Below are 13,237 nucleotides of genomic sequence, written 5' to 3' on the forward strand. Positions count from 1 at the left end.
CGCGCGAGGGGACAAACACCATATGCTGACGCTGCTCGTCGCCTTCGCGGACCATGTCTCCGCCTTCAACGTCTTCCGCTACATCACCTTCCGTACCGGCGGCGCGCTGATCACCTCGGCGCTCATCGTCTTCATCTTCGGCCCGGCCATCATCAATTCGCTGCGCATCCGCCAGGGCAAGGGCCAGCCGATCCGCGCCGACGGCCCGCAGACCCATTTCAAGAAGGCCGGCACGCCCACCATGGGCGGGCTGATGATCCTGTCCGGCATTATCGGCTCCTCGCTCCTGTGGACCAATCTTTCCAGCGTCTATGTCTGGGTGGTGCTGCTGGTCACCCTCGGCTTCGGCGCGATCGGTCTCTACGACGACTATCTCAAGGTCACCAAGCAGTCGCATCTGGGGCTATCCGGCAAGGCGCGTCTCGGCATCGAGTTCGTCATCGCCGGCATCGCCGCCTGGGCCATCATGCAGGCTGGCCAGGAGCCCTTCTCCTCCTCGCTCACCTTTCCCTTCTTCAAGGATTTCCTGATCAATCTCGGCTGGTTCTTCGTGCCCTTCGCCGCCTTCGTGGTGGTCGGCGCCGGCAATGCGGTCAACCTCACCGACGGGCTCGACGGCCTCGCCATCGTGCCGATCATGATCGCGGCGGCCTCCTTCGGCGTCATCGCCTATCTCTCGGGCAACGCCGTCTTCGCCGAATATCTGCAGATCCACTTCGTTCCCGGCACCGGCGAGCTTGCCGTGGTGCTCGGCGCCGTCATCGGCGCCGGCCTCGGCTTCCTATGGTTCAACGCCCCGCCGGCCGCTATATTCATGGGCGACACGGGTTCGCTGGCGCTCGGCGGGTTGATCGGCACCGTCGCGGTTGCCGCCAAGCACGAGATCGTCATGGCGATCGTCGGCGGCCTGTTCGTGATGGAGGCGCTGTCGGTGATCATCCAGGTGGCCGTCTTCAAGATGACCGGCAAGCGCGTGTTCCTCATGGCGCCGATCCATCACCATTTCGAAAAACTCGGCTGGACGGAGAGCCAGGTCGTGATCCGCTTCTGGATCGTGGCCGTCATCCTCGCCCTGGTCGGGCTGTCCACGCTCAAGCTGCGCTGAGGGACGGATGATCCCGGCTACCACCCTGAAAGGAAGACGGGTCGCGCTGTTCGGGCTCGGCGGCTCGGGCATCGCCACCGCGCTCGCGCTGAAGGAGGGCGGCGCCGACGTGCTCGCCTGGGACGACAATCCCGAAAGCGTGGCCAGGGCCGCCGATGCCGGCATCGGCGTCGCCGATCTGCGCGGCGCCGACTGGTCCCGTTTCGCCTCCTTCGTTCTGTCGCCGGGCGTGCCGCTCACCCATCCCAAGCCGCACTGGACGGTCGAGCTCGCGCGCGGTGCCGGCGTCGAGATCATCGGCGATGTCGAGCTTTTCGCCCGCGAGCGCATGGCGTGCGCGCCGGCCGCTCCCTTCATCGCCGTCACCGGCACCAACGGCAAGTCCACCACCACCGCACTTGCCGCCCATATACTGCGGTCGGCCGGCCGCGACACCCAGATGGGCGGCAATATCGGCCGCGCCGTGATGACGCTCGATCCGCCCGAGGCGGACCGCTTCTATGTGGTGGAGTGCTCCTCCTACCAGATCGAACTTTCGCCCTCGGTCAACCCGACCGCCGGCATCCTGCTCAACCTCACGCCGGACCATCTCGACCGCCACGGCACCATGCAGCACTACGCTTCCATCAAGGAGCGGCTGGTGGCCGGCAGCGACGCGGCAATCGTCGGCGTCGACGACATCTATTGCGCGCAGATCGCCGACCGGCTCGAACGCGCCGGCAAGGAGGTTGTTCGCATCTCCAAGCGCCTGCCGCTGACCGACGGCTATTTCGCCGACGGCACCAATCTGATGGAGGCCGTGCACGGCCGCTACGAGCGCATCGGCTTCCTCGAAGGCATCGGCTCGCTGCGCGGCCAGCACAATGCGCAGAACGCGCTCGCCGCGGTCGCCGCCTGCCTCAAGGCCGGGCTGGAGCTCGGCGAGATCCAGTCCGGGCTCGAAAGCTTCCCGGGCCTCGAGCACCGCATGGAGCAGGTCGGCCGCAAGGGCAACGTGCTCTTCGTCAACGATTCCAAGGCCACCAACGCCGATGCTGCGGCACCGGCCCTGTCCAGCTTCCCGCGCATCTACTGGATCGCCGGCGGCCTGCCCAAGGAAGGCGGCATCGAGCCCCTGCGCTCCTTCTTCCCGCGCATCGCCAAAGCCTATCTGATCGGCGAAGCCGCCCCCGCCTTCTCCGCCACGCTGGGCGAGGCCGTTCCCTACGAGATCTCAGGCACGCTCGCCGCCGCGGTCGACCACGCCGCCCGCGAGGCAGCCCTCGACGAGAGCGGCGAAGCCGTGGTGCTGCTCTCCCCCGCCTGCGCCAGCTTCGACCAGTTCAAGAATTTCGAGATCCGCGGCGAAGCCTTCAGGCAAGCCGTGTTTGCTATCGAAGGGGTCAAACCCATCGGAGGAGCCGGCTAGTGCCGCAACGCCGATCCCCCTCATCCGAAGCTTGGCTTGGCCGGCGTTGCCAATCGCCACGGTCGGTGATTGCGGAGGCGCACCCCTCATCCGACCGCGCTTCGCGCGGCCACCTTCTCCCACAAGGGGAGAAGGCAGGCGCCTGGCTTTGGCGGCCCTGCCAATCGTCAAGGCCGGCGACTGGCCGAAGCGCTGTTGCAGGGCCTTCCCTTCTCCCCTTGTGGGAGAAGGTGGCCTCGCCTGCTAGGGCGAGGTCGGATGAGGGGTACGCCTCCGCAAGTCTCTCGCGTCGCCGTCTTGCCGCAGCTACCGTGCAGCCCTTCTTTCCTGGCTCTGCCAATCACCCGACGTCAACGATTGGCCGCAACGCCGCTGCCGGCTCTCCCTTCTCCCCTTGTGGGAGAAGGTGGCCTCGCGAAGCGAGGTCGGATGAGGGGTACCCTTCCGCAGCCTCATCCACCACCCCAACCCCATGGAGCATGGCACATGCAGGCTAGCCGTCTCGACCGCAGCCCGGTCGCCACCTGGTGGTGGACGATCGACCGCTGGTTCCTCGCCGCCTTCCTGTCGCTGATGGGGCTGGGCATCGTGCTCTCCTTCGCGGCGAGCCCGGCGGTGGCCGAGCGCATCGGCCTCGGCAGCTTCCATTTCGCCACGCGCCAGATCGTCTTCATGGTCCCGGCACTCTTCGCGCTGCTGTCGGTCTCCTTCCTCGACGCCCGCCAGATCCGACGGCTGGCCATCGTCATGCTCGGCATATCGCTCCTCCTCATGGTCGCCGTGCTCTATATCGGCGTCGAGGTGAAGGGCGCCCGCCGCTGGGTGTCGATCGCCGGCCTCTCCGTCCAGCCCTCGGAGTTCCTGAAACCCGCTTTCGTCATCATCTGCGCCTGGCTCTTCGCCGAGCATCAGCGCCAGCCCGACATCCCCGGCAACCTCTTCGCCATGATCCTGCTCGGCCTGGTGCTGGCCCTTCTCGTCGCCCAGCCCGATTTCGGCCAGACGCTGCTGGTGCTCGGCACCTGGGGCGTCATGTTCTTCATGGCCGGCCTGCCCTGGCTCTGGATCATCGTGCTCGGCAGCCTGGGTGTGGCCGGCGGCTTCGCCGCCTATACGATGTTCCCGCACGTCGCCGGCCGCATCGACCGCTTCATCACCGGCGAGGGCGACACTTTCCAGGTCGACATGGGCCGCGAGGCGGTCATCAATGGCGGCTGGTTCGGCGTCGGCCCGGGCGAGGGCACCGTCAAGCGCATCATCCCCGACAGCCACGCCGATTTCGTCTTCGCCGTCGCCGGCGAGGAGTTCGGCATCGTGCTCTGCTTCCTCATCCTGGGCCTTTTCGCCTTCGTCGTGCTGCGCGGACTGAATACCGCGCTGAAGGAACATGACGATTTCACCCGCTACGCGGTCGCCGGCCTGGTGGTCAATTTCGGCTTCCAGTCCGTCATCAACATGGGGGTGAACCTGCAGCTCATGCCGGCCAAGGGCATGACGCTGCCCTTCATCTCCTATGGCGGCTCCTCCCTCATCGCCATCGCCATCGCCATGGGCATGGTGCTCGCGCTCACCCGCAAGCGCCCCGAAAAACGCACCCAGCTAGCCTTCGCCCGCCGCGCCGCCCGCGCCGTGGCGGCGGAGTAGGTGTTCGCGGTTGCAGGCGTTGATCCAGGTTACCCCTCATCCGACCGCGCTTCGCGCGGCCACCTTCTCCCACAAGGGGAGAAGGGGGAGATTTGCATTGCCGTCCCGGCAGATCACCAACGTCTGCGATTTGCAAGGCCGCCGAAACTTGGCTCCCCCTTCTCCCCTTGTGGGGGCCGAAGGACGGGTGGGGACCCGTGGTGGCTGCGCTCCGCGCGGACGGATAACGGGCAGGGCCGAGGCTGAAAGTACCCCTCATCCGACCTCGCTTCGCGAGGCCACCTTCTCCCACAAGGGGAGAAGGGGGGAGCTTGGCATGTGCGGCTATGCAAGTCGCCGACGTCGACGATTGGCGGAAGCGCTGCTGCAGGCTCCCCCTTCTCCCCTTGTGGGGTCCGAAGGACGGGTGGAGACCCGTGGCTCCACCCCGGGTGGTGGCCTCGCGAAGCGAGGTCGGATGAGGGGTAACCTCGCGAAGCGAGGCTCGAGGGGTAACCGACGTTCCCACCCCACTGCGCTCCCGTCCACTCGCACCCCCAAGGCCCCCTGATGACCAAGGGCACCATCCCGCTCGCCGCCGGCGACACCGGCGGCCATGTCTTTCCGGCCGAGCGCGCAGGAATTACCCCTCATCCGTCCGCGCGGAGCCTGTCCTCGGGCTTGCCGAAGGCAAGACCCGTGGGCGCGGCCACCTTCTCCCACAAGGGGAGAAGGGGACGCCCGCAACAAGGTCTCGGACAATCGTCAACGCTGGTGATTTGCAGAGCCGCCGAAGCCAGGCTCCGGCCTTCTCCCCTTGTGGGGTCCGAAGGACGGGTGGAGACCCGTGGCTCCACCCCGGGTGGTGGCCTCGCGAAGCGAGGTCGGATGAGGGGTAACCTCGCGAAGCGAGGCTCGAGGGGTAACCCACGCTCCCACCCCACCACCCTCCCAGCCACCAGCACCCCCAAGGCACCCTGATGACCAAGGGCACCATCCTCCTCGCCGCCGGCGGTACCGGCGGCCATGTCTTTCCGGCCGAGGCGCTGGCGCATGAGCTTTCCGCCCGCGGCTGGTCGGTGCATCTCGCCACCGACGACCGCGCCGGCCGCTACGCCGGCACCTTCCCGGCCGAGGCCGTCCACCCGATCCCGTCCTCCACCATCGGCGCGAAGAACCCCATCGCCGTCATCAAGGCCTTCTGGACGATCTGGCGCGGCGTGCGCCAGGCGTCCGCCCTCATCGCCCGCATAAAACCCGCCGCCGTCATCGGCTTCGGCGGCTATCCGACCCTGCCGCCGCTCTACGCCGCCACGCGCCGCGGGGTGCCCTCCATGCTGCATGAACAGAACGCCGTCATGGGCCGCGCCAACAAGGCGCTTGCATCAAGGGTGAAAGCCATCGCCGGCGGTTTTCTGTCCGACACCTCCGGCCCCTACGCCGCCAAGACCGTGGTCACCGGCAACCCGGTCCGCCCCGCCGTCATCGAAGCGGCCAAAACCCCCTACACCGCCCCCGCAACAACCGACCCCTTCCGCCTGCTCGTCTTCGGCGGCAGCCAGGGCGCCCAGTTCTTCTCCGACGCCATCCCGCCGGCAATCGCCGCACTGCCCGAATCCGACCGCCGCCGGCTGGTCGTCACCCAGCAGGCCCGCGCCGAGGACGAGGCCAAGGTACGCAACGCCTATGCCGAACTCGGCATCAGGGCCGAAATCTCCCCCTTCTTCCGCGACATGGCCGAACGCATCGCCGCCGCCCATCTCGTGATCTCGCGCTCCGGCGCCTCGACCGTCTCCGAGATCGCCGTCATCGGCCGGCCCGCGCTGCTCGTGCCCTATCCTCACGCGCTCGACCACGACCAGGCCGCCAATGCCGCCACCCTTGCTGCGGCTGGCGGTGCGGAGGTGCACCAGCAGCCGACCCTCGACACCGAGCGCCTCGCCGCCCTCATCGGCGGCCTGATGGCCGCGCCCGAGCGCCTCTCCGCCATGGCCGCCGCCGCCCGCTCGGCCGGCAAGCCGGACGCAACGCGGTTGCTCGCCGACCTCGCAGAGGCTATTGCCTCTGGTCAGACCATGGAAGAATTCAAGAAGGGGGTGCGGTCATGAAGATGCCGCAGACCATCGGCCTCGTCCACTTCATCGGCATCGGCGGCATCGGCATGAGCGGTATCGCCGAGGTGCTGCACAATCTGGGCTATAGGGTCCAGGGCTCCGACCAGGCCGAGAGCGCCAATGTCCAGCGCCTGCGCGACAAGGGCATCGAATGTTTCGTCGGCCACAGGCCCGAGAATCTCGGCGATGCCGAGGTGGTGGTGGTGTCGACCGCCATCAGGAAGACCAACCCCGAGCTCGCCGCCGCGCGCGAAAAGCTGCTGCCGATCGTGCGCCGCGCCGAGATGCTGGCCGAGCTGATGCGCTTCCGCAACGCCGTCGCCATCGGCGGCACCCACGGCAAGACCACCACCACCTCCATGGTGGCGACCCTGCTCGATGCCGGCGGCCTCGACCCGACCGTCGTCAATGGCGGCATCATCAACGCCTATGGCACCAATGCGCGCATGGGCGACGGCGAATGGATGGTGGTGGAGGCCGACGAGAGCGACGGCACCTTCCTCAAGCTGCCGGCCGATATCGCCGTCGTCACCAACATCGACCCCGAGCATCTCGACCATTACGGCACCTTCGATCGCGTCCGCGAGGCCTTCCGCGATTTCGTTGAGAACGTGCCCTTCTACGGCTTCGGCGTAATGTGTACCGACCATCCCGAAGTCCAGGCGCTGGTGTCGCGCATCGAGGACCGCCGCGTCATCACCTATGGCGAGAACGCCCAGGCCGATGTGCGTTTCGAGAACCACCGCTTCGACGGCGCCGCCTCCTTGTTCGACGTCGTCTTCCGCGACCGCAAGACCGGCGCGAATGCCGCGATCCGTGATCTGAGGCTCCCCATGCCCGGCCGCCACAACGTCTCCAACGCCACCGCGGCGATCGCGGTCGCCCATGAGCTCGGCATTTCCGATGAGGCCATCAAGCGCGGCTTAAGCGCCTTCGGCGGCGTCAAGCGGCGCTTCACCCACACCGGTTCCTGGAACGGCGTCGAAGTGTTCGACGACTACGGCCACCATCCCGTCGAGATCAAGGCGGTGCTGAAGGCGGCGCGCGATTCCGCCAGGGGCCGCGTCATCGCCATTGCCCAGCCGCACCGCTACTCGCGCCTCAACGATCTCTTCGCCGATTTCGCCGCCTGCTTCAATGATGCCGATACCGTCATGGTCGCGCCGGTCTATGCGGCGGGCGAGGATCCGATCGAGGGCGTCACCTCCGAAGCGCTGGTCGCGCGCATCCGCGCCGGCGGCCATCGCGACGCGCGTTATCTCGAAGGCCCCGCGGCGATCGCTCCGATCGTCCGCAACCTCGCCAAATCAGGGGATTTCGTCGTCTTCCTCGGCGCCGGCAACATCACCCAATGGGCCTATGCGCTCCCCAGGGAACTTGAGTCATGACGCGCGGCGAAGACCTTCTTGCAAGGCTGGGCGACAGGCTCTCCGGCATCCGCGGCCGCATCACGCCCAATGCCGAGATGGAGAAGATCACCTGGTTCCGCGCCGGCGGCCTGGCCGAGGCCCTGTTCCAGCCGGCCGACGAGGAGGATCTCGCCGCCTTCCTGCGCTCCGTGCCGGAAGAGATCCCGCTCACCACGGTCGGCATCGGCTCCAACCTCCTGGTGCGCGAGGGCGGCATTCCCGGCTTTGTCATCCGCCTCTCGGCGAAAGGTTTCGGCGAGGCCGGGGCAATCTCCGAGACCCGCATCAGGGCAGGGGCGGCAACGCCCGACAAGCGCGTGGCAGCACTCGCCCACGAAGCCGGCATCGGCGGCTTCCATTTCTACCACGGCATTCCCGGCGGCATCGGCGGCGCGCTGCGCATGAATGCCGGCGCCAACGGCGTCGAGACGCGCGAGCGCGTGGTCGCGGTGCGCGCGCTCGACCGCACGGGCAATCTCCACACGCTCTCCAATGCCGACATGGGCTACGCCTACCGCCATACGGCCGCGCCCGCCGGGCTCATCTTCACTTCCGTCCTCTTCGAGGGCTACCCAGAAGACAAGGACGCCATCAAGGCCGCCATGGATGCCGTGCAGCACCACCGCGAGACGGTGCAGCCCATCCGCGAAAAGACCGGCGGCTCCACCTTCAAGAACCCCGAAGGCAGCTCGGCCTGGAAGGAGATCGACAAGGCCGGCTGCCGCGGCCTGATGATCGGCGGCGCGCAGATGTCGCCCATGCACTGCAACTTCATGATCAACACCGGCAACGCCACCGGCTACGATCTCGAATATCTGGGCGAAACCGTGCGGGCGCGGGTGCTGGAGAATTCCGGCATCCGCCTGCACTGGGAGATCAAGCGCATCGGCCAGTTCAAGCCGGGGCACGAGGTGCAGGAGTTCTTGGGGCAGTTGTTGTAGGGGGCGCAAATGTTGAAGGGGCCCGATGAAGCAGCTTTTCAGCTTTTGCAGGAGGCCAGCGAGGAAGCTCACGCGGTTATCCGTGGTGAGGTTGCCTCGCTATTTGAAAGATACGAAAAGAGCAACCCTGAAGTCTCCTCGGCTCTGTATGTGCTTTTCCATTAATTATCAACGCGCAGTGATGCGATGTTTATTCTTGTGAATGAAAAGCACCAATTCGACGCTGATATTATCCTGAAAACTTTATTTGATACTGCGGCAAATATACTTTTCATCTGCTATGTTGAAGAGAAAGATAAGCCGCTCCTCGTAAGCGAATTTTGGAACCTGCCTGCTTTGATCGATGAAACACGCGTTTTCGGTCTCAATCCCGAGATGGATGAGGCCGAAAGAAAACGCCTGCAGCAAAAATGGTCGTTCGCTGGAATAATGGAATCACTTGAAGGCCGCATAGTGGATGGCGAACCGTTCCGCGGCATGACGGCCTATCTCTACGTCAGTTGCAGCCACTTCGCCGATGCAAACAATGTAGCTCTTTATCTGTTGGCCGACTGGGGATCGCGCCCGCCCGATGAGTTGGAGCTCCTTGATGTCAGTCACTCGTCCAGGATTCTATGCGATCATGTCACCCTGGCGTGGATTTGCGCATACGCTCTGTGCGGACATTTCAAAGGCGAATTTTCCGACACCCCGAGATTCTATGCCGTTTACGAAAGGGTGTCGACGCTAAGTGAGCCACTGCAAGCCGCCTTCGACCACGACCTGCGCGAGCTCTATAGGAAGATGTTTCGTGGGCCGCCGAATTGGAGCAATTCCAGCAAAAGTGTACTGGGGTCTTGCGTCCGGATTGCGTAAAAACTAATTGCTAGAGCATTTTCGCGATGCGGAGAAAAGCGGAAACGCTCTAGTCCAGCGCACCGCCTGTCCGGAAGCGTCCATCCCGGCTTGAGCACCTGACATTGAGCCATGGCATGACTATATTCTCGAAGTGTTCGACTGACGGTGATTGATGGCAAGGCAAGGAAATAATCCCAAGCGCCGGTTGGAGGTTCTGGAAAAGCTCTCCGACGATGACATTGAGTCCTTGGCAGCTCAAGCAAAGTACGTCGGAAGCGGTCATCATAAACGATATCCGCTTGATTACGGATTCGAGCGTACGAACCCGGTCCCCACAAAGTCGTTGTGTGATATGTTACGGCCAATTCAGCTCGAAGAAGCCAAAGATCTGCTAGAGAGAGGGATACGTGCAAAGATGGTCAGCCGATTGGAGAACGGCTTTCCGAAATACATTTGGACGGTCGGTGCTGACGGCGTTGTATATGAATCAAAAAGCGACCCGAGGTCGCCGAGCTTGTATCATGGCTACCCGCTGGAGCACGAGAGGGCCGTGCGGGAGTACATACTGAGTGAGTGGAAACGGCGATGCCGGTGAATTGGCGAGTTGAGGTCGAATGGGAAGCATTACAGGGGGCATCTGCGGAGGAGCAGGCTTGCTTTGGTGCGATTGGTATCCGCGTCAATGACCTCTGGCTGACGGAGGGGCATGATTATCTGGCCAATCGACTTCGGACGCGTCCCTATCTTTCAGGATATCACCTAGCCGAGTGGTTTGCTTGGAACTGGTGGAGGCTCCGCTGGGAGCCTCGTTCCACGTCGCGGGAGTGGGAGCAAACACATTGTATGGCGTCCATCGGCCAAGGCTACATTTGGCCCAACATAACCATCTTCTCGGACGGTGAGCGCACGGCGCTTGTAGCTCATCCAACCGCTGAGCGGGCCGACACGCCCTTCCGTTACATCTCCGATCGCGCTGTCGTTCTGCCATCCGGCCAGTTCGAAGCCGGCCTTGATGAGTTCTTCTCGCAAATCTTCCACCGTCTAGACGCGGAGCGGGTTTCGAACACCAATCTGCATGCCATTTTTGAAAGCCTGACGGAGGAAAGGAATGATCCAGGGCTTGCGGCTCGCCGCAAATTCGAGGCCTTGCTTGGCGAGGATCCGGACGAGGCCAATCCCGCAATCGTCGAACAACTGATCGCAGATGCTGTTGAGGCCGGGACCGATGGCGTCCAAGAAATCGCTGCGATCCATGCAGGTTCTAACACCCCCACGCTCAATGACCTGAAAACACTGGCTCGTGAAAGTGGCTACGAGGCCTCCGCTCGCGATGCGGTGCGCCTGCGTACTCATGAAGGGCTCACGCCCTCGGGGAATACTCCGGCTTGGCTGATTGGCGCCCGGGCAGCGCGAGCGTTGCGCGAGCAGGAGCGCCTCAATGGCAATCCGATCTCCGACAAGCAGCTTGCTACGCTCGCCGGCACATCGCCATCAGCCCTCGAGTCCCGCAAGGACCGAGCGGCTGATTTTTCATTCGTCGTCGACGATCAGAAAGATACCAGCCATTTGGTACTACGCTCGAAGTGGCATGAAGGCAGGCGGTTCGAATTAGCACGGTTGCTCGGCGACCGCCTCCTTGCGCCACGTGCAAATCGACTGTTCCCCGCTACTCGCGCTTACACCTATCGGCAAAAGATGCAGCGAGCATTTGCCGCCGAGTTTCTGAGCCCGTTTGAGGAGGTAGAAGGGATCCTTGCAGGGGATTACTCCTCGGAGGGGCAGCGCGATGCTGCCGAGCACTTTGGCGTCTCCCCTCTCATGATCCGCACGCTGCTAGTAAACCATCATCGAATTCCTTCCGAAGAGCTCGGCGAGGATTTTGATGTTGTCGCTGCATAACGATTTCGTCGACTGAAGAGGTACTGTTAGTCCGCACCGACTAGGACCCCGGTTGGGCTATCGCGTTGACGTCACCAAAGTTCGCGTCATCTGGCCTGCTGCCGGTTTCGCAGGCTTGACCCCGCTGCCGGGGTGCACGCGATCGTGCCAAGCCGTCATAATGTCTTCCAGTCGCGCGAATCGCTCATTGTTACCGTGCAGCACCACCGCGAGACGGTGCAGCCCATCCGCGAAAAGACCGGCGGCTCGACCTTCAAGAACCCCGAAGGCAGCTCGGCCTGGAAGGAGATCGACAAGGCCGGCTGCCGCGGCCTGATGATCGGCGGCGCGCAGATGTCGCCCATGCACTGCAACTTCATGATCAACACCGGCAACGCCACCGGCTACGACCTCGAATATCTCGGCGAAACCGTGCGGGCGCGGGTGCTGGAGAATTCAGGCATCCGCCTGCACTGGGAGATCAAGCGCATCGGCCAGTTCAAGCCGGGGCACGAGGTGCAGGAGTTTCTGGGGCTGTTGTTGTGAGGGGGCAACGGACATTGGGGATCATCGGACCGATGCGATAGCGCTCGCTGTTTGGAACGTCCTGATTGGCTGCCATCTCAGCGCTTGTCGGTCAGGTTGCCTGAAGCTAGCTTACAGATGTGGCAAGCAACCAATATGATCTTCTGATTGTTGGCGGCGGTATTGCTGGGTCGACTCTGGCCCGCGCCATGGCGCTGTCTGGTGCACATGTCCTTGTCGTGGAAAAGGAGCGCAGCTTCACCGATCGGATTCGCGGCGAAATCATCATGCCCTGGGGCAGCGTCGAGGCCGCCTCTCTCGGCATCTACGATATTCTGCTTGCCGGCTGCGCCAACGAAGTTGCAGGCGAACGGTTTTGGGCAAACGGAGCGGAGGCACCATACCGCGAATTCCGCACGTCGACGCCTCACAACACCTGTGGGCTGTCCTTCTACCATCCCGAAATGCAGGAACTGTTGCTCGCGCAAGCGATGGCCGCCGGCGCTGAAGTGTGGCGAGGGGCCTCGGTGGGTGCCGTCTATCCGGGATCTCGACCGTCGGCCGAGATCGCCATCGCGGCCCGCCTGAAGCGCGTGGACGCGAGACTTATCGTCGGAGCGGACGGTCGCGGGTCCCATTTGGCTTCGTTGCTCGGTTTCGGAAGAAGCAAGGATGAAACGGAGCTTTTCATCGGCGGCTTCCAGCTTGCCAACTGCAATGCGATTCCGAATGCTCTCAATTTCTTTCTTCGCGGAGAGCATGGCCTTGGCGCCATCATCATACGCACCAGGGCAGAGAACTGCCGCGCGTATCTTCTGCACCACAAGGATGCACTGCCGAGGCGCCTTTCTGGTGCGCGGGATTACGCGGCCGCGCTCGACCGTTTTCGGGCAATCGGCATCCCTGAACAATGGTTGAAGGATGCTGCCCCGCACGGAATTCTGGCGAGCTTCGAGGGAGCGCATCGGTGGATCGATCAGCCGCCACGCGATGGCTGCGTCTTGATAGGCGACGCGGCAGGCACCAGCGACCCCGTCTGGGGTAACGGTCTGTCTCGTACGCTGCGTGATGTGCGCCTGTTGCGCGACCGGCTGCTTGCCGACCGCGATTGGCATCGGGGCGCGGCAGCCTATGCCGCCGACCACGACGACCATTTCCAGCGATTGCGCCGTGCCGAGAGGCTGAGCACCGCATTGTTCTTCTCGATGGGTGCAGCCGCCGAGCGGCGGCGCGAGCGCGCCTTCGCTCTGTTTGAGAGGTATCCTGGTCTCTATCCGGATACCATGGGTGTCGGCCCGGATGCGCCGCTGAGCGACGAGACGATCAGATTGTTCCTTGATGACTGACGCTCAGCCACGCAGCGACTTCGACGTCTTCTTGGCAGCGGCGCGAGGCGC

Annotated in this window: 9 protein-coding genes and 1 pseudogene; all 10 read left to right on the top strand. The window is 64.0% G+C overall.

What is annotated here, in order from left to right:
* Window positions 1–22: 22 nt before the first annotated feature.
* The 10 genes and pseudogenes from mraY (at window position 23) to JN302_RS19245 (ending at window position 13,186) form a co-directional block, all read left to right on the top strand.
* Entirely contained in the window at window positions 23–1,105 is a 1,083-nt protein-coding gene (gene mraY, locus JN302_RS19200) for a phospho-N-acetylmuramoyl-pentapeptide-transferase (RefSeq protein ID WP_202334088.1), read from the top strand.
* A 7-nt stretch (window positions 1,106–1,112) separates the two neighbouring features.
* Window positions 1,113–2,513, top strand: coding sequence for a UDP-N-acetylmuramoyl-L-alanine--D-glutamate ligase (gene murD / locus JN302_RS19205; protein ID WP_202334089.1), 1,401 nt, complete (start codon window positions 1,113–1,115; stop codon window positions 2,511–2,513).
* Window positions 2,514–2,999: 486 nt separating this feature from the next.
* The gene (ftsW, locus tag JN302_RS19210; protein WP_202334090.1) at window positions 3,000–4,157 is read left to right on the top strand and encodes a putative lipid II flippase FtsW; all 1,158 of its coding nucleotides are present in this window, start codon (window positions 3,000–3,002) and stop codon (window positions 4,155–4,157) included.
* A gap of 959 nt (window positions 4,158–5,116) precedes the next feature.
* Window positions 5,117–6,244, top strand: coding sequence for an undecaprenyldiphospho-muramoylpentapeptide beta-N-acetylglucosaminyltransferase (gene murG / locus JN302_RS19215; protein ID WP_202334091.1), 1,128 nt, complete (start codon window positions 5,117–5,119; stop codon window positions 6,242–6,244).
* Window positions 6,241–7,638 (top strand): UDP-N-acetylmuramate--L-alanine ligase, encoded by a 1,398-nt coding sequence (gene murC, locus JN302_RS19220; RefSeq protein ID WP_202334092.1) that lies wholly within the window; start codon window positions 6,241–6,243, stop codon window positions 7,636–7,638. The genes murG and murC overlap by 4 nt, the downstream gene beginning before the upstream one ends.
* Entirely contained in the window at window positions 7,635–8,600 is a 966-nt protein-coding gene (gene murB / locus JN302_RS19225) for a UDP-N-acetylmuramate dehydrogenase (protein WP_202334093.1), read from the top strand. Before murC ends, murB begins: the two co-directional genes overlap by 4 nt.
* Before the next feature lie 186 nt (window positions 8,601–8,786).
* A complete protein-coding gene (locus JN302_RS19230; RefSeq protein WP_202334094.1) occupies window positions 8,787–9,455 on the top strand; it encodes a hypothetical protein in 669 nt (222 codons plus the stop codon).
* Window positions 9,456–10,022: 567 nt separating this feature from the next.
* Entirely contained in the window at window positions 10,023–11,336 is a 1,314-nt protein-coding gene (locus JN302_RS19235; RefSeq protein WP_202334095.1) for a hypothetical protein, read from the top strand.
* A gap of 195 nt (window positions 11,337–11,531) precedes the next feature.
* A pseudogene (locus tag JN302_RS19240) lies at window positions 11,532–11,861 on the top strand (UDP-N-acetylmuramate dehydrogenase); the annotation flags it as partial.
* 119 nt (window positions 11,862–11,980) lie between these two features.
* The gene (locus JN302_RS19245) at window positions 11,981–13,186 is read left to right on the top strand and encodes an FAD-dependent oxidoreductase (protein ID WP_202334096.1); all 1,206 of its coding nucleotides are present in this window, start codon (window positions 11,981–11,983) and stop codon (window positions 13,184–13,186) included.
* Window positions 13,187–13,237: the final 51 nt, after the last annotated feature.

The sequence above is a fragment of the Mesorhizobium sp. L-8-3 genome (assembly GCF_016756615.1).
In the GTDB taxonomy this organism is placed as follows: Bacteria; Pseudomonadota; Alphaproteobacteria; order Rhizobiales; family Rhizobiaceae.